Source organism: Curtobacterium sp. PhB25 (assembly GCF_004365375.1).
In the GTDB taxonomy this organism is placed as follows: domain Bacteria; phylum Actinomycetota; class Actinomycetes; order Actinomycetales; family Microbacteriaceae; genus Curtobacterium.
The window spans coordinates 1-25,946 of the sequence record NZ_SODR01000008.1 but is presented as its reverse complement, the minus strand read 5'-3'; the positions used below and the strand labels follow the sequence as shown (position 1 = coordinate 25,946).

The window sequence follows — 25,946 nt, the reverse complement described above, 5'->3', positions numbered from 1 at the left end:
GTCGTCGGCCGTGCTCGCCACGGTCGGGATCGGGGTGCAGGGCGTCGCGAAGCTGCTCGTGACCGTCGTCGTCGGGCGGGTGTTCGGCACCGAGACCCTCGGGCAGACCACGGCGCTGCTGTCCCTGTCGGTGTTCGTCGCGCTGCTCTGGCCGAACGCCGCGGGCAACACCGCCTCTCGGTACCTGGCGATCGCGTTGCGGGGTCGGCGGTCGGACGCCGCGGTGAACCGGGTGCTCGGGCTGTCGATGCTGGTGTCGACCGTGGTGCTCGCCGCGGTCACCGTGCCGGTCGCGGTCGCCTGGGGCAACGGGCCCGGCATGGTGCTCGGTGGTGTCGGGGTCGTCGTCGGCTACGGGCTGTACTGCTACGCCCGCGGAGCGCAGCTCGGCTACGGCCGGGCGCCGCGGGTAGCGCTCTGGGACTCGGTGACGAGCGTGCTCGCGCTCGGACTGCTCGTGGTGGCGTGCATCACTCGGCTCGAGCCCTTCGTGCTGCTGCCGCTGGCCATCGGGTACACGGTGTTCGCGATCGCGTGCTGGCCGCGGTGGAACGACTTCGGCCCTGCCGCTCGCGAACCCGCCGCAGGGGTGCTCGGGTTCGCGGCGTGGAACGTGCTGGCGGTGGTGACCTCGAACGGGTTGCTGCAATTGACGATGATCTCGGCGCAGGTGACCTCGTCGGCGCACGAGGCCGGGGTCTACGCCGCGGCGTTCACCCTGGCGACGCCGGCATCGATGCTCGGGCAGGCGCTGGGGCAGGTGCTCGTGCCGGCGTTTGCGCACCGGACGGATGGTGGGTCCTTGCGGTCTCGCGGCGCGCTGATGCTCGTCGTCGGGTTCGCCGCTGCTTCTGCCGTCGTGTTCGGTCTGGTGGCGCTGCTCGCCGGGTGGTTCCTGCCGATCGTCTACCCCGCCGAGGGGGCTGCTGCCGTGGCTGACCTGCGCTACTTGATGGTCGGGGTGTGGGTGTTCACCGTCGGGCTCGTGCCTGCGGCGCTGTTGCTCGCATCGGGGAGGTCGCGGCAGGTCGCGCTGGCGTCGGTCGCAGGCTTCGTCGTCGGGGCGGTGCTCATGGCGGTGCTCGGGCCGGTCGCGGGAGTCGCGGGTGGGACGACGGGGTTCTTGGTCGGCAGCGCCGTCAATCTCGTGGCGGTGGTGGGGCTCGGGGTGCGGCGGCGCTGATTCCTCCGCACGTGGTGGGCGTCGGTGGAACGCCTCGTTTGACGTCCCGTCATTCGGAATCGTTTCGGACCACCTATCCGAGAACGCCCCCATCAGGAAGCACGGGGCTCGAGGGGGGAGCTGGACCGCTGCGCACGAAGTCGCGGTAGTCGACCGGCTTACGGGACAGCTCGAAGCGCGCGCCCCGGGTCTGAGTAGCGTGCTTGGGAGCGGAAACGGAGCCCCGATGTCTGGACAGCAACTTGCGATGGTCACCATGGGGTGCTTCGTGATCGTCGCCGGCATTGGCGTGATTGCAACCTCACGCGGACTTGCACGCGCCATCTATGAGTCATCCTGGGGCAGGCTCGGAGTACCGTTCCGGCCGCGACTCGCGCGCATGGGCGTGATCGGTGCTGGCGCGATCGGAGTCTTGATCGGCGCGACTGTCATCGTCCTGGCACTCACAGTCGCCGCCTCCTGACCGGCGGCCGCTTCACGACCGGCTATTGAAACCGCTGTAACGCTGACCGCGTCGTCCGATATCCGCCAGAAACTGAAGCGCGGCTCGGCTGAACTGCGCAGGTGAACAACAGAACCACGCAGGCCGCCGCCTTCCACACGCTCCACCAGGACTTCGCACAGCCGCTCCTTCTCGCCAACGCCTGGGACGTAGCAAGCGCCCGACTCGTCGAGATTGCGGGTGCGCCAGCCATCGCTACCACCAGCGCAGGTGTCGCATGGTCGCTCGGTCATGCGGACGGTAGCGCGCTCGGGCGAAAGGAGGCCGTCGCGGCAGTCTCTCGGATCGCTGGCGCGGTGACTGTGCCGGTCACCGCTGACATCGAGGCCGGCTACGCCGACGACGCAGACGGGGTGGAACACACGGTCGACGCAGTTCTCGAAGCCGGTGCAGTCGGCATCAACATCGAGGACGGCGCACTGCCCGCAGCTGAGCTCATGGACCGTATCGGCGCGGCTCGACGTGCAGCGGGTCGTGCCGGGGTACCGATGTTCATCAACGCGCGGACGGACGTGTACCTCGCCGGCCTGGTCTCGCCGGAGCAGCGGTTCGCTGAGACCCTCCATCGGGCACACCGGTACCTCGAAGCAGGAGCAGATGGTGTCTTCGTACCCGGAGTTGGCGACGCCGACACGATCAGAGCGCTGGCTGAGGCAATCGACGGCCCGCTGAACGTGATGGTCGGCCCCGGCTCCCTGACTGCCGCGCAGCTCTCAGAACTCGGAGTGGCCCGCGTGAGCGTCGGTTCGGGCATGGCGCAGGCCGCGTACGAGATTGCTCGATCGGCCGCTATGGAACTGCTGACTGCCGGCACATACGGGTCCTTGACGCCGGCCGTCGACTACGGCGAGCTGAACTCGCTGTTCTAGCGAGGTCCTCTTCGCTCCTTGCATGTCTGCCTCGGCTAATCCAAGGGTTGATGGTGAAGGTCTCGGCGACCGATCGTTCTCCGGACGCGGGCCGCCAACTCGGTGAACCGGGCCAACAGGTTGGTCCCAGAGTTCCCCGATTTGACCCTCACGCCGCGTGAGGGCAGAACGTGGACCCATGAGCAGCTACTACAACGCCTTTGAGATGAGCCCGGTCCCCGCCCCCGGCCCTGACGTGGTCGCGCCTGAGCCGTTCCACGGGATCTACGGGATGCCGTCGTTCGTGACGATCCCGACAACCGACCTGGCCGCTTCCGTCGACTTCTGGACCCGCGGCCTGGGCTTCTTCGACCTGTTCAGCGTGCCGGGCCAGCTCGTGCACCTGCGCCGGTGGGCCTTTCAGGACGTCCTGCTGGTCCCAACCGCGTCCGCTCCGGATCAGGCGCCGGCGGTGAGCTTCAGCTTCGCGTGCGTCCTGAACCAGATCGACACCCTCGTCACCGCGTGCCGAGCCCACGACGCGGGCGTGGTGAGCGAGCCGCGGGACACGCCCTGGGGCACCCGCGATGTCGAGGTGATCACGCCGGAGAAGGTGCGAGTCGTCTTCACTGCCGCGAAACCCTTCGAGCCGACCAGCCAGACCGCCAAGAACCTCGAAGCGATCGGCATCACCGCACCTGACGCCGACGGCGAGAAGAATGGAGCGCATGCCTGATGACAGCGACGCCGTGGACCTGACTGTTGGTCAGGCCGCGGCGCGCCTGGGCGTGACGGTCCGGACGTTGCATCACTGGGACGAGATCGCCCTTGCGAGGCCGTCGTCACGGTCAGCTGCCGGGTACCGGCTCTATGCCGAAGACGACCTCGAGCGGCTGCGGCGCATCGTCGTCTACCGCGAGCTGGGGCTCGACCTGGAAGCCATTCGGAACGTTCTCGACGATCCGAGTGCGGCCGTTGTCATTGCGCTGCGCGCCCAGCAGTCCCAGCTTGCGGCGCGGATCGAGCATCTCAGCGCGCTGGGCGATGACCTGGCCCGGATGGCCGACGCCCACGAGCACGGGCTGCTCATGACCAATGAGGAGCAGACCGCGACGTTCGGGCCTGGATGGAATCCGCAGTGGCCGGCTGAGGCGCGGCAACTCTACGGCGATACGCCGGAGTGGCGGCACTACGCCGAACGCTCGGCGTCACGCACCGTGGACGACTGGCAGGCCGTCGCCGATGCGTCTGCGGCGCTTGATCAGGCCCTTGCCGACGCCATGGATGCTGGTGTCGAACCCGGCAGCCCGGCCGCGGACGCTCTCGTTGAACAGCACCGCGAGGTGTTCTCCGCCTACTTCCCGATCACCCGGCAGATGCAGGTCGTCCTCGGCCGCATGTACGAAGCCGATCCGGGGTACGCCGCACACTACGACGGCATCCGAGCCGGGCTCGCCTCATGGTTGCGTCGCATCATCGACGCCGGCGCACGCGCCCGCGGCATCGACCCCGACACCGCCACCTGGCAGTAGGACTCGCAGCTCACGGTCGCGCGCGGAGCGGCCGACGTCGACGTGGGAGCGAACGCTGCCCTGAGCCAACGTCTCGTGCGGATCGCCGGCCTTCGAGTGGTCACCGCTCGTTGGCGGCTCGGCGGATCCAGGTGCGGAACTCGACGGCGAAGTGCTCGAGGTGCTGCTCGATCACCGCCGGGGCGCAGGTCGCCGGCAAGGTGACGGACAGACGTGCGGTGAAGCCGTCCTGCTCCTCGTCGAAGGAGTTCGCGATCGAGCCGATCACCGTCCCGTCCGCCAACAGCATGTGCGACCGGCGACCGGCAGTCGCTTCTGCGGCGGGCAGCTCCTGCTCGACGACGGCACTGTCGTCCCAGGGGCGCATGAAGAACGAGCAGACGTACTCGTCGAGGGTCTCGACGATGTTCACGTTGCGCCCCGGCTCGGCGTGGATCCCGTAGTGCTCCGGGTGTCCGGCGAGCATGACGTCCTCGCGGGCGAACGCGGCGCCGAGCCACGCACCGAACTGCGCGGCACTGATGCCCCGTGCACGGAGCGTGGTCGTGCCGGTTGCCTGCTCGCCGCCGGAGCGTCCGAGGTGGGCGCGGAGGAACGCGTCACCCGCAGCGATCTCGTCCTCGAGCAGCTCGAGCAGCTGGACCCGGCCGAGCTTCCGTTTCAGGAGCGCGAGCGCCCGGCGGGCGGAGAACAGCTCGAACCCGTCGATGGTCGAGTCGGTGTCCTCGCCGGCCAGGCGGACGGTCGCGCCGGTCACCGTGCGGCCCGGACGGGGAGCTGGAGGTACGAGGCCTGGTCGCCGCCGGTGTGCACGACGTGCCGCCCGGTGTTCGCGCCGACGTACTCGCGGATCGCCGGCATGAGCGTGCCGAGCAGGTTGCGGGAGCTCACGATGAACCGCAGCTGCTCGCCCGCGTGGAAGCGCAGGCCGACCGGGAACAGGTCGATCTCGATCTTGGCGACCTGCCCGGCAGCGAGCTTCTCGACGCGGTCGAACGAGTGCGCGGGGACGTCGTCGGTCGACAGCGCCTCGTCGAGGTGCCGGGCGGACACGCGGAGGCGTCCGTCGGAGCCCTTGTAACGCAGGATCGTCGCGCCGTGGTCGGTGAGGTCGTGCGCCATCGCCGACTGGTTCGGCACGGTGAACGCCTGCAGCGGCGTTCCCCAGCGGTCGAGCTTCTGGACGAGGACGAACAGGTCCATGTCGTCGGCGCCCCGGGCCTCGACGAACAGGTGCGCCTTCGGGTATCCGACCAGGACGGTCTCCTCGTCGAAGCGGGTCAGGAACGAGACGGCGTCCGGGTTCGCGTCGACGGCGTAGGACGCTTCTGCAGGTGCCTCGGGCGCGGCCGTGGTCAGCGTTCGCGTCCGGGCGTCGAGGAAGTACTTCGTCGAAGCGGCGTCCTGCGGCGGGAACGACTCAGCCGGCACGGCGACCTCGTCTCCGCCCTGCAGGTCGAGGACCGAGTACCGGACGGTCGGAGTGGTCTCCCACCCGTTGTCGGCGCCCTTGAGGAAGTGGTCGAAGAACCGGCGGAGGTCCTCGACGTTCGCCGGGTCGTAGTAGTCCGGCCACTCCTGGGTGTTGTGGATCCGGAGCCACTTCTCGTCGCTGGCGATCCGACGCCAGGCGCGGAAGGTCCCGGCGGTGTGCAGGGTGTTCGAGTAGCTCGCGACGACGTACGCCGGCACCTCGATCTTCGAGAAGTCAGGGATCTTCTGCTCCCACAGGTCGGTCATCAGCGGGTGGGCGCCGACCTCGGCGAGGATGTCCTCCTTCTTGCCCTTCCCGAAGAAGCTGCCGTCCTGCAGCTGCTGCGCGAACCCGGTGTCGGGCATGCCGCCGCGCTTCACGAGGTCGCGGTAGACGTCGCTGACGCCCTCCCACGGGTTGATCGCGACGAGGTGCGGGGGCTGCTCGGCGGCGGTGAACCACTGCGACACGGCGAGGTAGCTCGTGCCGCTCATGCCGACCTTGCCGTCGCACCACTCTTGCTCGGCCAGCCACTCGATGACGTCGTACGCGTCGCGGCCCTCCTGCCGGTCCCAGAGCACGCTGTCGCCCTCGGAGTCGACCACGCCGCGGATGTCGACGTTGCAGATCGCGTAGCCGTGCTCGACCCAGTACGCCGGGTCCGGTGCCTCGAACTTCTCGAGTCCGGACACCGTGCTGTTCGGCAGCCCGACGAGCCCGAACACCCCCATCACGCTGAGCGACGTGCCCTGCGCCTTGCCGTACGGGCTCCATGCCACGATCACCGGCACCGGCTCGGTACCGACCGGGCGGAACACGTCGACGTGGATGGTCGTGCCGTCGCGCAGCTGCATCGCGACGTCCTTGTCGAACACCGTGTCGACGGGCAGCGGCTTGAACTGCGGCGCGATCCGGAACCCGGCCTCGAGGGTTCGGGTGCCGGGCTCGAAGGGGGTGAGCACACCCGTGCGCGGAGCGGGCAGCGGGGTGGAGGGGACGGTCATCCTCTGGTCGGTCATCGTGTTCTCCTTCGTGCGGGAGTCCTCCGTGGGCTCGTCGTCGAGGCGAGCGTACGTCCGATCCGGCAAGAACTCAACGCGTGTTGAGAAACCCGTCGGCGGAGTAGATTGCGGGCATGGACGGAACGACGGAAGCAGCGACGACCTCCCGCGTGGGTCGCCGTCCCGGGGCGGCCAGCACCCGCACGACGGTCCTCGCGGCGGCGAGTGCGCGGTTCGCCAGCGACGGTTTCGCCGGCACGACGATCCGGGCCGTGGCGGCGGACGCCGGCGTCGACCCTTCGCAGGTGATGCAGTTCTTCGGGTCGAAGGCCGACCTGTTCGCAGCGGTGATGGCCGTGTCTCCGTCCGCGCTCCGGCGCTTCGACACGGCCTTCGAGGGTCCGGACGAGCATCTCGGCGAGCGTGTCGTCCGGGCGTTCCTACAGGCCTGGGAAGGCGCCCCGGAGGAGTCGGAACCGCTGATGGCGATGCTCCGAGGTGCGATGGTCAACGAGGACGCGACGGCGCAGCTGCGGGACTTCATCCAGGCCCGCCTCGTGCACGGAGCCTCCGGCGCCGATCACGAGGACCGTGCGCTCCGGGCCGGGCTCGCCGCGGCCATGCTCGTCGGGATCATCACGAGCCGGCAGGTCTTCGGGGTCCCTGCCGTGCTCGCAGCCGACCACGACACCGTCGTCGCGATCGCCGGACCCGCGATCCAGAGCGTCCTCGCCGGAGTCAGTCGAGCAGACGCCGAGCGTTCCGGGTCGTGAGTTCCCGCCAACTCGTCGCGTCGCGCGCATCGTCGAGCGCGGCGATCTGCGCGTCCACGCCCTGCGTCGGTGTCCAGCACGAGTCGCTGCCGTAGAGCAGCCGATCCGTCCCGGCGACCTCGGCGAGGACTGGCACGTCGAGTGGGAACGGCGTGCCTGCCGTGTCGAACCAGAGCCGCCGCATCGCGTCCTTCCAAGGCATCGTGCCGGCGGCGGCGCCGAACAACTGCTGGAACAGGGCGATCCGGTCGGAGAGGACCGGCAGGGTCGCACCCGAGTGCGGCACGATGACGCGCAGGTCCGGGTACCGGTCCAGGACGCCGGCGAACACCAGGTCGACGATGCTCCTGGTGCTGTCGAACATGAACTCCAGCATCGGGCGAGGACGCCCGAGGGCGGTGTGCTCCCACCCGACGGGCGAGGTCGGGTGCACGAAGACGGCCGCGCCGCGGGCGTCGAGCTCGGCCCAGAGCGGCTCCAACGCGGGATCTCCCAGGTACTGGCCGTGCGCGTTGGACTCGAGGACGACGCCGACCGCACCCGGTCCCTGCAACGTGCGCCGGGCCTCCAGGACCGCACTGTCGACATCCGGCACCGGGAGGGACGCGAAGTACGAGAACCGGTCCGGGTGCGCGGCCGCGATCGCGGCGGCTTCGTCGTTGAGTGTCCGCGCGAGCTCCGCGGCTCGGTCGTCGTCCCCGAAGTGCACTCCGGGCGACGAGACGGACAGGACCGCTCGGGCGATCCCGCGGCGGTCCATGTCACCGAGCTGGCTGGCGAGCGACCAGCTCGGCCAGGCGGGCATGCCGTCCGGCTGTTCGTACCCGGCTGCTCGGGCCGCTGCGACGTAGTCCGCGGTGACGAAGTGTGCGTGGACGTCGATCAGTTCGGACATCGATGGCTCCTCGTTGCATGTAGTGAACGATTCTGTATCGTAGACCGCATGACCACGACCATTCGCAACGTCCGCACCAGCTCCGGCGGGGTGACCACAACCGAGGCTGTCGACGTCGAGTTCGACGAACACATCAGCACGGTCCGTCCCGCGGGGACCGTCGCTCCAGCCGGCGGTCCGGTCGTCGACGGAACGGGGCAGTTCCTCGTTCCGGGCCTGATCGACACGCACGTCCACCTGGGCTCCCCGGCGGCGCTGTCGTCCGCAGTCCGAGCCGGCGTCACGACGATGGTCGACCTCGGGACACACCCGGACTCCCTCGTCGACGAGCAGCGACGAGCACCGGGGGCCCCGGGGCTCCTCAGCGCGGGCTCGGCCGCCTCGGCACCGGGCAGCACCCAGATCGCTCGGATGGGCTTCCCGGACGCGAGCGGCGTGAGCAGCGCAGCCGATGCCGAGCGGTACCTGGACTGGCGGGCCGCGAACGGGTCGGACCTGGTGAAGATCATCATCGAGGACCCCGACGCCACCGACGTCCCCGCGCTCGACGTCGCAACGATCACGGCCCTGGTCGACGGTGCACGCCGCCGGGGGCTCCGGACCGTGGCCCACGTCGTGACCGCCGCGTCGTTCGTCCGCGGGCTCGACACCGGGGTCGACATCCTCACGCACGCACCGCTCGACCGGCCGCTGCCGGGCGAGACCGTCCGTCGGATGGTCGACCAGGGCACCATCGCGTCACCGACCCTCGTCATGATGCGCGCGATGGCCCGCGCGCGGCTCGGGGACCGTGCCGACGCCGCATTCGAGAACGCCGTCGAGAGTGTGCGCCGGATGCACACCGCCGGTGTGCCAGTCGTCGCCGGCACGGACGCGAACGAGACCCCGTTCGCGCCGGTTCGCCACGGCGAGGCCCTCCACGAGGAGATGCTCCTCTTGCGGGACACCGGGATGACGAACGGCGCGGTACTGACCGCTGCCACGGACGGGGCAGCGGCGGCATTCGGTCTGCACGACCGCGGGCGTGTGGAAGTGGGGCTGCGTGCGGACCTCCTGCTCACGACCGGCGATCCCCTCGTCGACCCAGCCGTCCTCGCTCAGCCGGGCGCTGTGTGGGTCGGTGGGACACTCATCTCGTGAACGCTCCCGTCCGGCGGCGCGGTGCTGACCTCGAGCACGCGATCTTCGCCGCCACACTCGAACAGCTGGCTGACCACGGCATGGCGGGCCTCACCTTCGAGAACGTCGCCGCGGCAGCCGGTGCGGGCAAGGCCTCGCTCTACCGGCGCTGGACCGATCCGGAGCAGCTCGTCCTCGCTGCCCTCGCCTGGACCGAAGACACCGCGGAGCGGAGCGATCACCCCGGGGGGACCCGACTCCAGCCGGTCGGTGACCTCCGCGACGAACTCATCGCGTTCCTGTCCGATCTCGCGGACGGGCTCACCACCCCCGTCGGACGGGTCCTCGCACCACTTCTCCTGGAGCGAGAGCGACGACCCGAGATGTGGCAGCGCATCGTCGCACTGCTCATCGAGCCGCGCCAACGCCTCGTGACCGAAGCATTCGGACGCGCCGCGGCCCGTGGCGAGATCCCCTCGAGCGCTGTCAGCCCATCACGCGTCAGCGCTGGCGCCGCACTCGTGCTCGCCCGTCACCTCACCACTGGCCCGCTGTCCCGCGACGACATCGTCGAGGTCGTCGATGACGTCGTACTTCCCGCCCTGTCGCGGTGATCGTCGCGAAGTTGCGCTGACCGACTCGTAGGGGTGTGGCGGAATCCGGGGGTGGGATCAGCGCACAGCCGGCGGCGGCCCCGTCGTGTCCCCCACTCGCAACTCCGAGATGAACGACGCCGGCTGCGGCTCCGCCCCCTCGAGCATCGCCAACGCAGCACGAGCGGCAGCCTGGCCCTTCTGCACGAACGGCTGCACGAGCGTGGTCAGGTGCCGGATCGGCGTGCGGTGCAACAGGCTGTCGTCCACCGTGATGCCGTCGAACCCGACGACGCTGACGTCCTCGGGCACCCGCAGCCCGGCGTCGAGGGCAGCCGAGATCACCCCGACGGCGATCAGGTCGCTCTGGGCGATGACGGCGGTGGGGCGAGGGCCATCGGCAGCGAAGAGCTCCACGCCGGCCAGGCGTCCTTCTTCCACCGAGCTCCCCGCCGTCTCGACCGCCACGACGGAGGGGTAGACCTCGCGCACGCCCCGGAGCCGTTCGAGCGTCGTGAACGCGATGCCCGAGGCGAACCGGTCGTCGTCGATCGGCCCCCGCCGACGAGCAGCGTCGAGCGGCAGCGTCACCACCGTGACCGCAGTGTGCCCGAGGTCCTGCAGGTACGCAGCAGCACGGCGCGAGGCATCCCGGTTGTCGAGCTGGACGGGCACGGCACCCTCGATCTCGTCCGCCTCGATCGCGACGACGGGGATCTGCCGGCGCCGCAGCACCGCCACGGCCGGGTCGATCCGGACGTTGCACCCGACGAGCACGACGGCGTCCATCGGGGCATCCACCAGCGGGCCGGCACCCTGCTCATCGTCGAGCGGACTCCGGACCAGCAAGAGCGAAGCCCCCGCAGCCCCGGCGACCTCGGCGATGCCGTCGAGCGTCAGGACGTTGACCGGGTCGCGGAAGGCATCGCTCAGGCGCTCGTCCATCACGACGCCGATGACGCCGGAACGCCCTCGACGGAGCGAACGCGCACGGGGATCGGGACCGCCGTACCCGAGCTCTGCGGCGGCGGCGAGCACGCGGGCCTTGGCGTCCTCGGACACCGGGCCGCTGCCGCTGAACGCGAGCGAGGCCGTCGACGGCGCGACACCGGCGGCACGGGCGACCGCGGCCAGCGTCGGGCGCGACCGACGGGTGACTCCGCCGCGGGAAGGCGACGCGCCGAGTGCTGTTGCCGGTTCGTCCATCGCCGGTTAGCGTAGCGGGAACAAGCGGTCGAATCGATTCGATAGCGGCCGACCCAGAACAAAACGCGCAGCGCGACCCGCACGACGACCACCAGCAACGAAGCACGATGGGACCACCATGACGACGCCGTCCACCCGCACCGTCCCGACCACCAGGGCCTGGATCATCGCGGTGTTCGTGGTGTTCACCCTGTCCGGGCTCGACATCGCGACGTGGCTCGGCCGGATCTCGAGCGTCCGCGACTCCCTCGGCGCGAGCACGTTCGAGATGGGTCTGCTCGTCCTGGGCATGGCCGTCGGTTCGATCGGTGGCCTGACCTTCGCCGGCCACATCGTCGCCAAGCTCGGCGCACGCCGCGGGATCCAGATCGCCGCCGCCTGTCTGGCACTCGGCATGGTCTTCGCCGGCATCGCGGTCACGCTCGGGTGGGGCTTCGCCGCCATCTGGATCGCCCTGATCGCCTTCGGGTTCGGCAACGGCCTGTGCGACGTGTCGATGAACGTCTCCGGCGCCGCAGCCGAGAAGGCCGGTGGGCGCACGATCATGCCCCTGTTCCACGCCGCGTTCAGCCTCGGCACGCTGGCGGGCGCCGGGCTCGGTGCCCTGGCCGAGCGGCTCGAGATCCCCGTCTCCGTGCACTTCATCGTGCTGGTCGTCATCACGAGCGCCGCGATGCTCGTCGCCGTCACGAAGTTCCAGGACGAGCACCGCTTCGCCGAGCAGGTCTCCACCGACACCAGCCCGGTCGCGACGCCGCTCACCCGCATGCAGGTCTGGGCACAGCCGTCCACGATCCTGATCGGCGTGATCGTGCTCGGCATGGCCCTGGCCGAGGGATCCGCGAACGACTGGCTGCCGCTCGCGATGATCGACGGCCACGGGCTCGACAACGCCGCCGGTGCCGGCGTGCTCACCGTGTTCCTCGCGGCGATGACCGTCGGTCGCGTCGCCGGCAGCCCCCTCATCGACAAGTTCGGGCGCGTCCCGATCCTGCGCATCAGCGCCGCCGTCGCGGTGATCGGCCTCGGCATGCTCATCTTCATCGACAACGTGCCGCTCGCGATCGTGGGCGTCGTGCTCTGGGGCCTCGGTGCCAGCCTCGGCTTCCCGATGGGCATGTCGGCCGCTGCCGACGACCCCCGCACGGCCGCCGCCAAGGTCAGCGCCGTCGCGACCATCGGGTACGTGGCGTTCCTGGCCGGTCCTCCGCTCATCGGGTTCCTCGGCGAGCACGTCGGACTGCTCGGTGCGCTCCTGGTCGTCTTCGTGTTCATCATCGCGGCGGGACTCGCGTCGGGTGCCGCCCGTGAGACCGGCGCCGCCGCCCGGCCGACCCGCGGGGGCGGCGACGGACACGGCGGGGGCGAGCCGCGCCTCCCGGCCGGCAGCGCCGGCAACGCCGACAACGCGACGAGCGCGCCGTCCGGGTCGGGACGCGACGCCCGTTAGGCTTCCCGGGTGCGTCTCGTCATCGCCCGCTGCTCCGTCGACTACGCCGGACGGCTCTCAGCCCACCTGCCGCTCGCGACCCGTCTGCTCATGCTCAAGGCGGACGGCTCACTGCTCGTGCACTCCGACGGTGGCAGCTACAAGCCGCTGAACTGGATGAGCCCGCCGTGCTCGATCGAGATGAGCGAGCCGGACGAGGAGCAGACCGTCGGTGGCATCACCGAGGTCTGGACGGTGACGCAGAAGAAGACCCAGGACCGCCTGATCGTGTCCATCCACGAGGTCATCGCGGACCAGACCCACGACCTCGGCGTCGACCCGGGTCTGGTGAAGGACGGGGTCGAGGCGCACCTGCAGCAGCTCCTCGCGGAGCAGATCGAACTGCTCGGCGACGGCCACACGCTGGTCCGCCGCGAGTACATGACCGCCATCGGGCCGGTCGACATCCTGGCCCGCGACGACGCCGGGGCGAGCGTCGCGGTCGAGATGAAGCGGAACGCCAACATCGACGCGGTCGAGCAGCTCACGCGCTACCTCGAACTCATGAACCGCGATCCGCACCTGCGGCCGGTGCAGGGCGTGCTGGCGGCGCAGACGGTGGCACCGCAGGCGCGCACCCTCGCCGAGGACCGCGGCATCCGCGTCCTCGTGCTCGACTACGACGCGATGCGCGGCATCGAGGGCGGGCACACCCGCCTGTTCTGAGCGCGGTCGCGTTGGTGGGTCTCCCGCCGGAACCAGGTTCCGGACACGGAACCGCGGAATCGCGTGGTGCTGTGTCCGGAACCAGGTTCCGCCCGACGGCCGCCGCCCGACCGGGAGGCCCGGCGCACGTCCGCCCCGTCGCGCGCGGCACCAGGATGGTCCCGTCGACCGCCGCCGGTAGGGTGGGCAGGACATGACCAGCCCGTTCTCCGCCATCCTGTTCGACCTCGACGGCACCATCAGCGACTCCGCGCCGGGCATCCTCGAGAGCCTGACGCACACCTTCCGCACCGTGGGCGTCCCGGTGCCCGACCACGACACCCTGATGTCGTTCGTCGGCCCGCCGATCATGGACACGTTCCGGGTCGCGATGGGCATGGACGAGGCGCAGGCGGAGCACACCCTCGCCGTGTACCGCGAGCACTACTTCTCGCACGGCGCCCTCGACTCGACGATGTTCCCCGGCATCGACGTCGTGCTCCGGACGCTGCACGACGCGGGGCTGCCGATCTCGACCGCGACGAGCAAGCCCGAGACGCCGGCGACGTACATCCTCGAGCACTACGGGCTCACCGGGGACATCGACATCATCACGGGCGCCAGCGACGACGAGGTCCGGTCGAGCAAGGCCGACGTCGTCGAGGAAGCGCTGCGCCGCCTCGACGCCCGAGGGTTCGACATCAGCCGTCCGGTGCTCATCGGCGACCGGGTGCACGACGTCGAGGGCGCCACGGTGCACGGTGTCCCGGTGGTCTTCGCCGAGTGGGGGTACGGCTCCCCCGCCGAGGCCGAGGGCACCATCGCCACGGCCGCCACCCCGCTGGACCTGCTCCCGATCCTGCTGCCGTGACGGACGGGACCGACGCGACGAGCGGCCGCGGCCGGACCGGCGCAACGCGGCAGGGGTTGCGTGCCGCCGCGTGGGTGCTGCCCGCCGCCATCGTCCTCATCGCACTGAACTTCCGCGGGCCGATCGTCGCGACGGCCCCGGTCATCGGCGACGTCCGGCTCGACCTCGGCCTGACGTCCACGATCGCCGGGCTGCTGACGACGATTCCCGTGCTCTGCTTCGCCCTGGCGACGCCGTTCGCCAGCTGGGTCATCGCGAAGGCCGACCCCGAGCGTGCGGTGTCCCTGTCGCTCGTCATCGTGCTCGCCGGCACCGTGGTGCGCTCGATGCCGTCGTCCGCCGCACTGCTCATCGGCACCGCGGTGATCGGCATCGGCATCACGATCGGCAACGTGGTGATTCCCGTCGTCATCCGGCGGGACACCTCGCCGGAGCGTGTCGGCCTGGTCACCGGCGTCTACACGTCGGCGCTCAACGTCGGGTCGATGATCACCTCACTCGCGACCGCTCCCCTGGCGGCGCTGTGGGGTTGGCCCGTCGCGATCGCCGTGTGGGCGGTCTTCGCGGTCATCGCCGGGTTCGCCTGGACGTACGCAGTGGGTGCCCGGGCCGCGTGGCGCCGCCCCGTGCGCTCCGACGACGACGAGCCCCTGCCGATCACCGGTCCGATCGACCAGGTGCTCGACACCGGGGCGATCCGGACGATCCGCGCCGACCGGGCCGCGGCGGCCGCTGCTGCCACCGCCGCCGAGCCGGTCCGTCCCGCACGACGACTCATCACGTGGGGGCTCACGCTGGCCTTCGGTGGCCAGGCGTTCTCGTACTACGCCCTGACCGCCTGGATCCCGACCCTGCTGCACGACGAGATCGGGTTCTCGAAGGCGTCGTCCGGGGCGAGCTCGTCGGTGTTCCAGATCCTGGCCGTGGTCGGTGCGCTCGGGGTCCCGCTGCTCGCGGCGAAGTGGCGGCCGCGGGCGATCATCGCGCTCGTCGCGTTCCTGTGGCTGGCGATGCCACTCGGGCTGCTGTTCGCCCCGCAGCTCTGGTTGCTGTGGTCGGTGCTCGGCGGCGCAGCCCAGGGCGGCGGCATCACCGTGATCTTCATCGTGATCGTGCGGATCGTGTCGAGCGACGCCGATGCCCGTCGGATGTCCGCGTTCGTGCAGGGCGGCGGGTACCTGATCGGCTCGGCCGGGCCGCTCGTCGCCGGGGCGCTGCACGGTGCGACCGGGGACTGGACGGCGCCGCTGCTCGTCGTGCTCGTGTCGGTGCTGACGCTCGGGGTCGTCGGCACGATCGCCGCGCGCCGCGTGTCCTGAGCGGCGCCGCTTGTTCGCCCGCTGCGCTGCGCTGCGGGGCGCTTCGTGAGCAGAAATGGTCGGGTCGCCGCACCTGACCCGACCATTTCTGCTCACGAAGTCCCGCCCGCGCCCACTACCGCGCGGCGAGCACCTCGCGCAGCGACATCGGGCGCCGCCCCGTGATCCGCTCGACGTCGCTGGACACGTGCGCGAGAGCCCCCTCGGCGATCGCCGTGTAGGTGCTCACCCACGCGTCTGCCTGCCACGGCTCGGGGTTCCACTGCGCACGAGACGCGTACGCCTCGTCCAACGTCTCCGGGTGGTACGTCACCGTGCGGCCACGCGCCTCGGTCACCACCGCGGCGGCTTCGGCGAGCGTGAACGCCGCCGGCCCGGTCAGCTCGTACGTGCGGTCCACGTGCGCACCCGGGTCCTGCAGCACGGTGGTCGCGACCCGTGCGACGTCCGCACGGGCGACCGCCGCCATGGCGCCGTCGCCTGCCGGCCCGCGGATCACGCCGTCCTCGCCGACCAGGTCCTCGACGAAGTCCAGGTAGAAGCTGTCCCGCAGGAACGTGTACGCCGTGTCGGTCGCGCGGATCGCCTGCTCGGTTGCCCAGTGGTCGCGCCCGAGGGTGAAGGTCGCGTCCTCGGCCGCGCCGAGGAACGACGTGTAGACGACGTGCCGCACACCGGCTTCGGCAGCTGCTGCGACGAAGGTGCGGTGCTGGTCGAGCCGGTCCTCGGCCTCGGCCGCCGACACCATCAGGAGCACGTCGACCCCCTCGAGCGCCGCCCGGCTGGCGTCGGCGTCGGCGAACGTCGCGACCGCTACCTCGGCGCCGGGCAGCTCCGGCGCGCGCGCTGCGTCGCGCACGATCATCCGGAACGGCACGTCGTCCGCGGCGAGCGCGCGTGCGACGGCGCCCCCGATGTTGCCGGTCGCTCCGGTGATGGCGATGGTCATGGTCGCTCCTTCGATCGGTGTCGCGTCGGTCTGCTGGTCACGTCCGCACCGTCCTGGAGGCACGGATCACCGTGGGCGCGACCCTCGCCGCGTTCACGCCGTCGACCTCCACCGCCCACGCGCGCGCGGCGTCGTGGTCGCGTCCGTGGCGCATGTGCCGACCGACCAGGCGGTCGACCCGCACCCCGTCGTCGACGGCGCAGAACCAGGTCTCGGTGAACAGGTCACCGAGCGCTGCCCACGGTTCGGCATCGTCGAGCAGGTAGTTCCCCTCGGAGACCACGAGCCGGGCGGTCGGCGGGACGGCGATGCTGCCGGCGACGGGCTCGTCGATGCGGCGGTCGAAGTCCGGCGCCCACACGGTGGTGTCGGCAGCGACGAGTCGTCGGACCAGGGCGACGTAGCCGTCGGCGTCGAACGTGTCGACGGCGCCCTTGCGGTCGTGCCGGCCGAGGGCGTCGAGCGCCGCGTTCGACAGGTGGAAGCCGTCCATCGGCACCTGCACCGCCGTGCCGGCCCCGAGTCGCTCGTCGACGGCGGCGACCACGCGGCGGGCCAGGGTCGACTTGCCGGCACCGGGAGCACCCGCGATGCCGAGCACTGCCCGGGGCCCCGCCGAGGCGAGCTCGACCGCACGCTCGACGGCGTCGTCGACGCTGCTGTCCGGGTGGCTCACGGCCCCATCCTGGCAGAGCGCGCCGACACCGGACCGGGGTGGTTCACTGGCGGCATGGTCGATGCGACGAAGGCGTTCAGCGGGTTCTCGGTACGGGACGTCCCGGAGGCGAAGGAGTTCTACCAGGACGTCCTGGGGGTCGAGGTCTCCGAGGACCACGGCATGCTCTTCCTGCAGCTCGGCGACGGCCACGGTGTCCTCGTCTACCCGAAGGGGCCTGCGCACGAACCCGCGGCCTTCACGGTGCTGAACTTCCCCGTGCCGGACGTCGACGCCGCGGTGGACGAGCTCACCGCGAAGGGCATCACGTTCCTGCAGTACGAGGGGATGACCGACGAGAAGGGTGTGAACCGCAAGGGCGGCCCGCTCATCGCCTGGTTCACCGACCCGTCGGGCAACGTCCTGAGCGTCGTCGCCGATTGAACATGTTGTGTTCAGAAAGCTCGCGCCGGCCCCACTGACCGCCCTACCGTCGTCCCACACCGACGAGAGGACGGCCATGACCGCTGTAGTGGGACGACACTGGACCCGCGAGGAACTCCTCATCGAACGCGCGCGGGTCCGGGCGCAGTGGGACCTCGATGAACGAGAGTTCGCGCCGACCGAGCAGTGGCGCGATCTCTTCACCGACGAGTACCTGCCTCAGGACTGGCTCGACAGCATCTCATTCCTGCTGGGCGAGCGATGACCGAGTCAGCCACGCCGGTACCCACTGACGTCCTGGCACAGTTCGCGACGCTGGCCGCCGGATGAGGGGTCAGCGCGTGAGCGCACCCGCCCACGCCAGTGCAACGGGTACGAGCAGCCCGTGCCGGTGGTGCGGGAGCTCGGCGATCGGCAGCCAGCGCGACTCGTCGGTGGACCCGTCGATCTCGTCGCGCAGTGCGCCGCCGACGACCGTCGCGCGGAACACGACCTGCACGGCCTTCATCGGGCGCCCGTTGGCGTGGATCCGGCGCTCCGCGGGGACGACGTGGTGCCGGACGCCGAGCAGGGCGCCGACCTCGGACTCGTACCCGGTCTCCTCGCGGACCTCGCGCACGACGGCCTGCTCGACGGTCTCGTCGAACTCGACGCCACCGCCCGGCAACGTCCACGTGCCGGCTTCGGGGAAGCGCAGCTTCGCCAGGAGCACCCGGTCACCGTCCGTGATCACGCCGTACGCGGCGAGCCGGGTGTCGTAGTCGGTGTACTCCATGGGCCGACCATGCCAGGTGGGCGCGCCGACGCACGCAAGCCGCGCCGTGCCTCCCCTCCGTGCTCCCGCTCGGAGCCCTCAGGCGTCGACGCGCGCTGCTGCCCAGCCGACCCGCATCCGGGCGACGGCGCGGTCGAAGCCGCTCAGCGGCTCGGCGTCGTCGCGGACCATCGCCTGCAGCTGCAGCCCCTCGAACAGTGCCATGAGCTGCTCGGCGGCGTGCCGGGGCGAGGCGCCCCGTGGCTCGCGGGCAGCGACGACGTCACGGACCAGGGCGAGGGTGAGGTCCTCGAACGCCCGGGTGTACTGGGTACGGAACCACCCGGCTGCGGGGTGGCCGGGGTTCGACGCGGCGCTGAGCACGGCGATCCGGAGCCGGACGAGCGCCGGGTCCGTGACGCCGGCCTCGAGCCGGGCACGCAGGTACGCGACGGCACCGTCCCGTTCGGCGACGGGCCACAGCGCGAGTCGGCTGCCGTTGTTCCACCGGTCGATGACCGCGACGACGAGGAGTTCCCACATCGGGAACGCTCGGCTGACCTCGGCGACCGGCACCTCGGCGTGCTCGGCGACCTCGTCCGGTCCGACCCGGTGGAAGTCCGTCGCGCGGTACGCCGCGATCGCACCGGACACGATGCGTGCACGGAGATCGGCGTCGGGCGTGGGCATGCTGACGATTGTCCGGTCCCGGGGGCGACCACGCGACCGCCAGTTCAGGGGGCGCGAAGACGGTCAGAGCCGATCGAAGGTCAGTGCCAGTCGAACGTCAGTGCCGGTCGAAGGTCAGCGTCTCGTCGTCCGGGGCGGTGACGGCGCCGGTCCGGGCGAACTCGGCCCAGATCGCACGGAAGGCCCGGCCGCGCCGCTCGACCTCGGGCCAGTCGCGCTCGGGGACGAAGCGGGTGCCGGCCCAGGCCTCGCGGCCGCCGAGCAACAGCGGCAGGTCGCTCATGTGGACGGCGCCGGTCGGCGCGGTCGTCACGCCACGGAGGAGCCGGTAGGACGTCGCTCGCCCGCCGGCTCGGCGGTGCCGCGCGGTGAAGCGTCGGACGTCGCGGCCGTAGATGACGTCGGAGAGCGGACGGACCACCCACCAGCGGAGCGCCGGGCGCAGGATCCGTGACCGAGCGACCCGCGACAGACCGCGGACCAACGGCACGTACATGCCGGTCTCGTCCGTCGCGGAACCGATCAGGACGTCGACGTCGGGAGCGACTCGGCTCCAGGCGTCGTCGAGGTCGCGTTCGACGGGCAACGGGGCGAACCCGTACTGGGTGCCGAACGGCATCCCGCCCGCGAGTCCGTACGGCGCGGCCGCCCGGGTGCCGAGAGCCTGCCGTTCGAGCAGGTCGTCGAGCGGGGTGTCGGCGTGCACGGCACCGACGGCCCGGATCATCGCGCGGTTCATCCGGGACCGACCGCGCGACAGCCCGAGCGGTGCGCTCTGGATGATCGCCCGGCGGAACAGCCCGGCCGCGCCGTCGCTGATCATCAGGTGGGCTGCTGCGTCGCCGCCGGCCGACTGCCCGAACACCGTGACGAGGTCGGGGTCGCCACCGAACGCGGCGATGTTCGCCTGCACCCAGCGGAGCGACTCGAGCAGGTCGAGCAGTCCGAGGTTCGCCGGGATCGACGCCCCGTCGCCCAGGAACCCGAGGACCCCGAGCCGGAAGGTCACCGACACCACGATCACGCGCTGCTCGGTCACGAGGTCGCGGGCGTCGTAGATCGGCAGGTCGCCGCCGCCGATGACGTACGAGCCGCCGTGGATCCAGACCATCACGGGCAGGCGCTCGTCGGGCGTCACGTCGGCGGGCAGCGTGATCGACAGGCGCTGGCAGTGCTCGTCGACGGTGATGTCCTCGACCTCGCCGAGCAGCTGGTCGACGAACTGCGCGTGCGGCTGCGGCGCCACGGGGGACGGCGTCGACGCGTGCAGTTCGCTCGCGAAGGGCGGCATCGGCTCCGGCGGCGCGAACCGGTCGGCCCGCGCGTAGGGGATCCCGAGCACGCGGACGACGTCGCCGTCCACCGTCCCGACGATGCGACCGGCCGGGGTGTCGAACGGGGCAGGCGTCGCGTCGAGCATGGGCTCCACGCTACCGAGGGTCGCTGACCCGCTCGTGGGTCGGTTCGGCGACCGGACGCAGCGACCCGGATGCGGCGAAGGCGGCCACGAAGAGCACGGCGATCAACCAGAGTGCGCTGAGCGCGCCGACTTGCTCGGCGATCGCGCCGATGACGGGCGGGCCGGCGAAGTTCGCGAAGTACCCGATCGACGCGACGACGCTGACCCGGGCAGCCGGGTTCGGGCCGCTCTGCGCCGCTGCCGACATGCCGAGCGGGAACCCCATCGAGACGCCGACCGCCCAGAGGACCACGCCGATGAGCGTGAGCCACCAGGTCGTGCCGACGATGAACAGGACGGCGCCGAGGATGCCGAGCGCGGTCGTCCAGCGGACCGTCCGGACCCGTCCGAGTCGATCGACGACGGGGCCGGCGAAGACGCGCGTCGCGGCCTCGGAGACCGCGAACACGGTGAAGAAGAGGGCCCCGACCGTCGCCGTCTGGCCGTGTCCGTCGGTGGCCGCCAGGGCGAGCCAGTTGTTCGCCGACCCCTCGCCGAGTTCGACGCCGAGCATCACGACGCCGATCAGCAGCAGTCGGACGTCCGCCCAGCCTCGCGCCCACTGCCGCAGGCGCTGCCGCGGGGTGAGCGTCGTGTCGTGTTCCTCGGCGCGCGTGCCGTCCGGGATCGCACGCATGGCGATCACGCCGACCACCAGGATCACGACGGCCTCACCGATCAACTGGGCCGAGGGGGCGATGCCCAGCCATGCGCAGAGGGCGGCGATCCCGGCGCCGAGGGCCGCGCCTCCCGACCAGGCGGCGTGCATCAACGGGAGCAACGTGCGACCGGCGAGCGCCTCGATCGCCGTGCCCTCGACGTTCGCCATGACGTCGAGCGCGCCGATCCCGGCACCGGCGACGACGAACCCGACGCTCGCCAGCGGCACGGAGTGCAGCGCAGCGGCGATGCCGATGAGTGCCAGTGCGGCGGGGACCAGGACGGCGACCGCCGTCAGGGCGCGTCGGCCGCCCAGGCGCCGGAGCAGCGGGGCGGCGCTGAGCAGGCCGCCGATCGAGCCGATCGTGACACCGCCGAGCATGAGACCGATGGTGCCGATGTCGACACCGAGTTCGACGCGGAGCTCCGGGAGCCGGGGACCCCAGCCGGCCAGGCTGATCCCGCCGATGGCGAACGCGACGATGATCGCGTTCCGCCACCCGGCGAGCTGGCTGCGGTCCACGTCGACCCCGGAGGTGTGCATCCGGCTATCGAACCCGCTTGATGGGGATCACCACAAGGGCACCGATGATGGCGATCGCACCGGCGGCCCAGCACATGAGCGTGTAGTTGTCGGCGGCGTCGCCCGACCCGATCTTCAGGAAGAACAGTGCGACGGCCGGAGCGAGCGACTGCGGCAGCGCGTTGGCGATGTTGATGACCCCGAGGTCCTTGCCGGGGCGGTCGGCGTTCGGCAGCACGTCGACGACCAGCGCCGTGTCGATGGCCGAGTAGATCCCGTACGCGAAGCCCATGATGACCTCGGCCACGTAGAAGCCGTTCACGGTGTCGGCGTGCGCGAGCACGACCAGGCCGACGGCGAACATCGCCGTCGAACCGCCGACGAAGACCTTGCGACGGCCGATCTTGTCGGACGCCCAGCCGGACAGCGCCGCGCTGACCAGGAGCGCGATCGTGTAGAGCAGCACACCGAAGGCGACGGCCGCGGTGGCCTCCTTCGCGTCCTCGATGCCGAGGTGCTTCTCCATGTAGAGCAGGCGGTAGGTCGTGAACATGAAGGTGGCGAAGATGATCAGGAAGCGCGACCACCAGGCGAACGCGAAGTCCGGGTTCTTGATCGGGTTCGTCCAGAACGAGGCGATGAGGTTCAGGAACGTGAACTTCTTCAGCTTGTACGTCGGCAGGTCGTCACGGGCGACCACGGCGTACACCGCGACGAGGATGATCGCCAGGATGCCGGGTGCGATGAACAGCACGGGCAGGTTCGCGACGAAGAACACCGACAGGTAGGTGCCGGCGAGCACGGCGATGTTCTGCGCGAGGGCGATGATGCTCGACGAGCGGCCGCGCTGCAGCTGGGGGACGTTGTCGGCGAAGCTCGCGAGCAGGGTGGCCAGCGTCGCGTTGGCGGCGAGCTGGGCGAGGAGCCAGGCCAGCGTCAGGTTCAGGACGTCGGGCGAGTAGGCGATCCAGGCGAGGGCGATCGCGAAGACGACGACACCGCTCAGCAGCCAGGGCCGACGACGACCCCAACGGGTGCGGGTGCGGTCGGACAGCGCGCCGGCGAGGGGGTTCATGATGAGCGCACCGAACGCGCCGATCGGCAGCACCGAGCCGATGACGTTCGCCGCGTCGTCGCCGACCAGGGCCTGCGCCTTGAGCTGCATGCTGACGTAGACCGGTGCCATGAGTGCGACGAAGAGGCCGAACTGCCCGAGGAACAGGGCGATCTGGTAGCCGATGCCCACCTTCACGGTGCTGATCGGCTGGGTGATGCCCTCTTCGGGGTGCAACAGTGCCGGGCTGCCGGGTTCGGGTGTGCTCATGACGCCTCCTCGAGTCGATGCTGGTGGCCAAAACCGTCCTGTGCACGGTTTTGACTGGCTGAGCATACATCGACAGGTGTCGTTCATGTACCGACGTGCGACACGGGGGGACGCAAAAACTACACACCGGGTGGTTTTTGGGGTAGCGTCGTCATCGATCTCGCCGTGGAGCATCGCTCCTCGACGGACTGCGACACCCGGTGCTTCGACACCTGGTCGCCGCGACACCCAGACAGGACCGAAGGAGCCTCTGCAATGCCCACCACTTCTGTGCAGCTGTACTCGCTGCGAGACGCCATCGCCGAAGACCTCGACAAGGCCATCGCCCGCGTCGCCGAGATCGGGTACGAGAACGTCGAGCCCTACGCGTTCGTCGAGCGTGCCACGGACCTCGAGCGTGCCTTCGCCGCGACCGGCCTCAAGGCGCCGTCCGGCCACGTCGCCGTGATCGACGCCGAGGACACCGCGCCGATCTGGGACGCCGCCGAGCGCCTCGGCATCCAGACGGTCATCGACCCGTTCATCCCGACCGACCGCTGGCAGACCGCCGACGACGTCGCGAAGATCGCCGAGCGCGTCAACGTCCTGACCGCTGAGGCAGCCTCGCGCGGCCTGAAGTTCGGCTACCACAACCACCAGTGGGAGTTCACGAACAAGGTCGACGGCCGCACGGTCTACGACCACTTCGTCGAGCAGATCAGCCCGGAGACGGTGCTCGAGCTCGACACCTTCTGGGCGACCGTCGGTGGCGCCGACGCCCCCGCCGTCCTGAAGGCACTCGGCGACCGCGTCGTCGCCATCCACGTCAAGGACGGCAAGGTCGACGGTGACATCCTCACCGCACTGCCCTCGTCGGAGAGCGCGCTCGTCGTGCCCGAGGCGCTGCAGCGTGCGTTCGAGAACCAGACCCCCGCGGGCCAGGGCGACGTGGACGTGGCGGGCATCCTCGCCGCGGCGCCGCAGGCCATCCGCGTCGTCGAGTTCGACGCCTACTCGGGCGACGTCTTCCAGGGCATCACCGAGTCCCTCGCATGGCTGAAGGACAACGACAAGTGAGCCGCATCGGAGTCGGCATCATCGGTGCGGGGAACATCTCGGACCAGTACCTGACGAACCTGACCCAGTTCGCCGACGTCGAGGTCCTGATGGTCGCCGACCTCATCCTCGAGCGCGCCGCGTCCCAGGCCGAGAAGTACGGCGTCCCCGCGTCCGGCACGGTCGAGGAGCTCCTCGCCCGCGACGACATCCAGATCGTGGTGAACATCACGATCCCCGCCGAGCACGCCAAGGTCGGCCAGCAGATCATCGCTGCCGGCAAGCACACCTGGAGCGAGAAGCCGGTCGCGACGAACGCCTCGGACGCGCAGGAGCTGCTCGCAGCCGCTGCCGCTGCCGGTGTCCGCTACGCCTGCGCCCCCGACACCGTCCTCGGTGCCGGCATCCAGACCGCCATCCGCGCCATCGCCCGCGGCGACATCGGCACGCCGCTCACCGCGACGACGATGTTCCACGTGCCCGGACCGGACCAGTGGCACCCGGACCCCGAGTTCCTGTACGCCCAGGGTGCCGGTCCGCTGTTCGACATCGGCCCGTACTACGTCACGACGCTCCTGCACGCCTTCGGCGCCGCCTCGCGCGTGCAGGCCGTGTCGTCGAAGTCCCGCGAGACGCGCGTGATCGGTTCCGGCCCCCGCGCCGGCACCGAGTTCGCCGTCGAGGTGCCCACGCACCACGCAGCGCTCATCTCGTTCGAGGGCGGCCAGTCGGCGCAGACGACCCTGTCGTTCCAGCACGCGCTGCCCCGCAACGGCTTCGTCGAGATCAACGGCTCCGAGGGCACCATCGTGCTGCCGGACCCGAACGTCTTCGACGGCGACAGCACGCTGTGGACGCTCGGCAAGGACGAGCCGACCACGCTGACGCACAAGGGCTCCACCTGGGGCCGCGGCACGGGCGTCGTCGAGCTGGCCCGCGCGATCGCCGAGGGCCGCCCGGAGCGCGCCTCCGGTGCCGTCGCGTCGCACGCGCTGGACGTCATGCTCGGCATCCGCGATGCCGCCGAGTCGGGTCAGTCCGTCGAGATCACCTCGTCGATCGACCCGATCCAGCCGCTCCCCGAGGACTTCGACCCCGCCGCCGCGGTCCTCGCCGAGGCCGCGAACGCGTAGTCACGTCGTGCGTCGCGCACCGCGCCGCACCTGGTGAGCAGGAATGGTCGGGTCCCGAACGGGGACCCGACCATTTCTGCTCACGAAACGCACGCGCCGCGCTCACTCCGGCGGCGCGGGCACGATCTGCTCGAGCAACCGCAGCACCTTCTCGCCGTCGACGGCCTCGGGGTCGAGCAACCACTGCACCTGCAGCCCGTCGGACGCCGCGATGCTCAGCGAAGCGAGGTCGACCGGGTCCAGGTCGCCGCGGATCCGTCCCGCCGCCTGGTCCGCCGCGATCAACGCGGCCAGGTCGGCCCGGAGCCGCGTGAACCGCTCCCGCATGAAGTCACGGGTCGCCGGGTGCCCCTCCTGCACGGCGTCGGCCGCGAGCGTCGTGTAGAGCTGCACCAGGCCCGGCACCGCACGGTTGCGCGAGGCACTGTCGCGCATGTCCCCGATCGCCGACTTCAACCGGTCGGGCGCCCCCTGCTCGCGCACCTCGTGCTCGCGGTAGACGGCGAGCAGCAGTTCGTCACGGCTGGGGAAGTAGTGGCGGAGCGCCGCGTGGGTGATCCCGAGGGCCTCGGCCACGGACCGCAGCGACGATGCGTCGACGCCCTGTTCCGCGACCATGCGGATCATCTCGTCGAGGATCTGGGTCCGGCGCTCGGCTCCCTTGCGGTACCCGCCGCGTCGCGGCGGGGCCGCGTCGTCGTCGGCGGGGTGCGTCATGCACCCAACTTACCGCTGGAAGGTTTTTCCGCCACCGTCTGGAGGCCCGCAGCGATCCGTGGACTGGTCCCCGGTTCTTGGACTGATTAGTCGGTTCGAGATCCGGGGATGGTTCGTGTGGGTGGTACCGCGTCGTCGTTGACGAGTGCGCAG

General features: G+C 70.7%; 28 protein-coding genes. 16 read left to right on the top strand and 12 right to left on the bottom strand.

All coding sequences use genetic code 11. From position 1 onward, the window contains the following. The first annotated feature begins 10 nt into the window (after window positions 1-10). From EDF51_RS15055 to EDF51_RS15035, 5 genes are all read left to right on the top strand, one after another. Window positions 11-1,183 (top strand): hypothetical protein, encoded by a 1,173-nt coding sequence (locus tag EDF51_RS15055; RefSeq protein ID WP_132099277.1) that lies wholly within the window; start codon window positions 11-13, stop codon window positions 1,181-1,183. Window positions 1,184-1,409: 226 nt separating this feature from the next. Further along, the gene (locus tag EDF51_RS15050) at window positions 1,410-1,646 is read left to right on the top strand and encodes a hypothetical protein (RefSeq protein WP_132099276.1); all 237 of its coding nucleotides are present in this window, start codon (window positions 1,410-1,412) and stop codon (window positions 1,644-1,646) included. A gap of 101 nt (window positions 1,647-1,747) precedes the next feature. Continuing rightward, window positions 1,748-2,554 carry an isocitrate lyase/phosphoenolpyruvate mutase family protein gene (locus EDF51_RS15045; protein ID WP_132099274.1) on the top strand — a complete coding sequence of 269 codons (807 nt, stop codon included), beginning with the start codon at window positions 1,748-1,750 and terminating at the stop codon, window positions 2,552-2,554. A 178-nt stretch (window positions 2,555-2,732) separates the two neighbouring features. Then, on the top strand, window positions 2,733-3,269 hold the full coding sequence (locus EDF51_RS15040; RefSeq protein ID WP_123294480.1) for a VOC family protein: 537 nt from the start codon (window positions 2,733-2,735) through the stop codon (window positions 3,267-3,269). Beyond that, window positions 3,262-4,065 (top strand): MerR family transcriptional regulator, encoded by an 804-nt coding sequence (locus EDF51_RS15035; protein WP_185094124.1) that lies wholly within the window; start codon window positions 3,262-3,264, stop codon window positions 4,063-4,065. The genes EDF51_RS15040 and EDF51_RS15035 overlap by 8 nt, the downstream gene beginning before the upstream one ends. Window positions 4,066-4,165: 100 nt before the next feature. Here the strand turns inward: EDF51_RS15035 and EDF51_RS15030 are convergent, their stop codons facing one another. Both EDF51_RS15030 and EDF51_RS15025 read right to left on the bottom strand, forming a co-directional pair. Continuing rightward, entirely contained in the window at window positions 4,166-4,822 is a 657-nt protein-coding gene (locus tag EDF51_RS15030) for a hypothetical protein (RefSeq protein ID WP_123294478.1), read from the bottom strand. Then, window positions 4,819-6,558, bottom strand: a complete 1,740-nt coding sequence (locus EDF51_RS15025) for a CocE/NonD family hydrolase (protein ID WP_134195488.1) — start codon at window positions 6,556-6,558, stop codon at window positions 4,819-4,821. Before EDF51_RS15025 ends, EDF51_RS15030 begins: the two co-directional genes overlap by 4 nt. A 116-nt stretch (window positions 6,559-6,674) precedes the next feature. Between EDF51_RS15025 and EDF51_RS15020 the strand changes: the two genes are divergently transcribed. Further along, window positions 6,675-7,313, top strand: a complete 639-nt coding sequence (locus EDF51_RS15020) for a TetR family transcriptional regulator (protein WP_123294477.1) — start codon at window positions 6,675-6,677, stop codon at window positions 7,311-7,313. Here EDF51_RS15020 and EDF51_RS15015 read toward each other — a convergent pair. Further along, window positions 7,279-8,208: an amidohydrolase family protein gene (locus tag EDF51_RS15015; protein WP_134195486.1), complete on the bottom strand. Its 930-nt coding sequence runs from the start codon at window positions 8,206-8,208 to the stop codon at window positions 7,279-7,281. The genes EDF51_RS15020 and EDF51_RS15015 overlap by 35 nt on opposite strands. A 48-nt stretch (window positions 8,209-8,256) precedes the next feature. Between EDF51_RS15015 and EDF51_RS15010 the strand changes: the two genes are divergently transcribed. Both EDF51_RS15010 and EDF51_RS15005 read left to right on the top strand, forming a co-directional pair. Then, window positions 8,257-9,348, top strand: coding sequence for an amidohydrolase family protein (locus EDF51_RS15010; protein WP_123294475.1), 1,092 nt, complete (start codon window positions 8,257-8,259; stop codon window positions 9,346-9,348). Beyond that, window positions 9,345-9,941 carry a TetR-like C-terminal domain-containing protein gene (locus tag EDF51_RS15005; RefSeq protein WP_123294474.1) on the top strand — a complete coding sequence of 199 codons (597 nt, stop codon included), beginning with the start codon at window positions 9,345-9,347 and terminating at the stop codon, window positions 9,939-9,941. The genes EDF51_RS15010 and EDF51_RS15005 overlap by 4 nt, the downstream gene beginning before the upstream one ends. A gap of 57 nt (window positions 9,942-9,998) precedes the next feature. On the opposite strand, the gene EDF51_RS15000 is transcribed toward EDF51_RS15005, so the two are convergent. Then, a complete protein-coding gene (locus EDF51_RS15000; RefSeq protein ID WP_208321855.1) occupies window positions 9,999-11,126 on the bottom strand; it encodes a LacI family DNA-binding transcriptional regulator in 1,128 nt (375 codons plus the stop codon). A 118-nt stretch (window positions 11,127-11,244) separates the two neighbouring features. On the opposite strand from EDF51_RS15000, the gene EDF51_RS14995 reads away from it, so the two are divergent. The 4 genes from EDF51_RS14995 to EDF51_RS14980 all read left to right on the top strand — a co-directional run bounded on the left by EDF51_RS14995 (window position 11,245) and on the right by EDF51_RS14980 (window position 15,450). Next, complete coding sequence (locus EDF51_RS14995; RefSeq protein WP_243837136.1) at window positions 11,245-12,576, top strand: MFS transporter; 1,332 nt, start codon at window positions 11,245-11,247, stop codon at window positions 12,574-12,576. A 9-nt stretch (window positions 12,577-12,585) separates the two neighbouring features. Next, window positions 12,586-13,281 (top strand): endonuclease NucS, encoded by a 696-nt coding sequence (nucS, locus tag EDF51_RS14990; RefSeq protein WP_111083752.1) that lies wholly within the window; start codon window positions 12,586-12,588, stop codon window positions 13,279-13,281. 193 nt (window positions 13,282-13,474) lie between these two features. Then, window positions 13,475-14,131 (top strand): HAD hydrolase-like protein, encoded by a 657-nt coding sequence (locus tag EDF51_RS14985; protein WP_123294473.1) that lies wholly within the window; start codon window positions 13,475-13,477, stop codon window positions 14,129-14,131. Beyond that, window positions 14,128-15,450: an MFS transporter gene (locus EDF51_RS14980; RefSeq protein ID WP_243837135.1), complete on the top strand. Its 1,323-nt coding sequence runs from the start codon at window positions 14,128-14,130 to the stop codon at window positions 15,448-15,450. Before EDF51_RS14985 ends, EDF51_RS14980 begins: the two co-directional genes overlap by 4 nt. A 115-nt stretch (window positions 15,451-15,565) precedes the next feature. On the opposite strand, the gene EDF51_RS14975 is transcribed toward EDF51_RS14980, so the two are convergent. Together EDF51_RS14975 and EDF51_RS14970 are read right to left on the bottom strand one after the other, a co-directional pair. After that, window positions 15,566-16,399: an SDR family oxidoreductase gene (locus EDF51_RS14975; protein WP_132099269.1), complete on the bottom strand. Its 834-nt coding sequence runs from the start codon at window positions 16,397-16,399 to the stop codon at window positions 15,566-15,568. Between the two features lie 37 nt (window positions 16,400-16,436). Further along, entirely contained in the window at window positions 16,437-17,075 is a 639-nt protein-coding gene (locus EDF51_RS14970) for a nucleoside/nucleotide kinase family protein (RefSeq protein WP_131878042.1), read from the bottom strand. A gap of 54 nt (window positions 17,076-17,129) precedes the next feature. Here EDF51_RS14970 and EDF51_RS14965 point away from each other — a divergent pair, with 54 nt between their 5' ends. Next, complete coding sequence (locus tag EDF51_RS14965) at window positions 17,130-17,498, top strand: VOC family protein (protein ID WP_131878040.1); 369 nt, start codon at window positions 17,130-17,132, stop codon at window positions 17,496-17,498. A 7-nt stretch (window positions 17,499-17,505) separates the two neighbouring features. Beyond that, window positions 17,506-17,763 (top strand): hypothetical protein, encoded by a 258-nt coding sequence (locus EDF51_RS14960; protein ID WP_166673569.1) that lies wholly within the window; start codon window positions 17,506-17,508, stop codon window positions 17,761-17,763. A gap of 69 nt (window positions 17,764-17,832) precedes the next feature. On the opposite strand, the gene EDF51_RS14955 is transcribed toward EDF51_RS14960, so the two are convergent. From EDF51_RS14955 to EDF51_RS14935, 5 genes are all read right to left on the bottom strand, one after another. Further along, window positions 17,833-18,273, bottom strand: a complete 441-nt coding sequence (locus EDF51_RS14955) for an NUDIX domain-containing protein (RefSeq protein WP_131878036.1) — start codon at window positions 18,271-18,273, stop codon at window positions 17,833-17,835. A 78-nt stretch (window positions 18,274-18,351) separates the two neighbouring features. Then, window positions 18,352-18,942, bottom strand: coding sequence for a TetR family transcriptional regulator C-terminal domain-containing protein (locus EDF51_RS14950; protein WP_131878034.1), 591 nt, complete (start codon window positions 18,940-18,942; stop codon window positions 18,352-18,354). Between the two features lie 97 nt (window positions 18,943-19,039). After that, complete coding sequence (locus EDF51_RS14945) at window positions 19,040-20,362, bottom strand: carboxylesterase family protein (protein WP_131878032.1); 1,323 nt, start codon at window positions 20,360-20,362, stop codon at window positions 19,040-19,042. Window positions 20,363-20,372: 10 nt separating this feature from the next. Next, on the bottom strand, window positions 20,373-21,605 hold the full coding sequence (locus EDF51_RS14940; RefSeq protein WP_131878030.1) for an MFS transporter: 1,233 nt from the start codon (window positions 21,603-21,605) through the stop codon (window positions 20,373-20,375). Window positions 21,606-21,609: 4 nt separating this feature from the next. Then, complete coding sequence (locus tag EDF51_RS14935) at window positions 21,610-22,908, bottom strand: MFS transporter (RefSeq protein ID WP_123294465.1); 1,299 nt, start codon at window positions 22,906-22,908, stop codon at window positions 21,610-21,612. A 255-nt stretch (window positions 22,909-23,163) separates the two neighbouring features. Between EDF51_RS14935 and EDF51_RS14930 the strand changes: the two genes are divergently transcribed. Together EDF51_RS14930 and EDF51_RS14925 are read left to right on the top strand one after the other, a co-directional pair. Continuing rightward, entirely contained in the window at window positions 23,164-23,964 is an 801-nt protein-coding gene (locus EDF51_RS14930) for a sugar phosphate isomerase/epimerase (protein ID WP_207906619.1), read from the top strand. After that, complete coding sequence (locus tag EDF51_RS14925) at window positions 23,961-25,076, top strand: Gfo/Idh/MocA family oxidoreductase (RefSeq protein ID WP_111083744.1); 1,116 nt, start codon at window positions 23,961-23,963, stop codon at window positions 25,074-25,076. The genes EDF51_RS14930 and EDF51_RS14925 overlap by 4 nt, the downstream gene beginning before the upstream one ends. 102 nt (window positions 25,077-25,178) lie before the next feature. Here the strand turns inward: EDF51_RS14925 and EDF51_RS14920 are convergent, their stop codons facing one another. Continuing rightward, on the bottom strand, window positions 25,179-25,793 hold the full coding sequence (locus EDF51_RS14920) for a TetR/AcrR family transcriptional regulator (protein WP_131844991.1): 615 nt from the start codon (window positions 25,791-25,793) through the stop codon (window positions 25,179-25,181). Window positions 25,794-25,946: the final 153 nt, after the last annotated feature.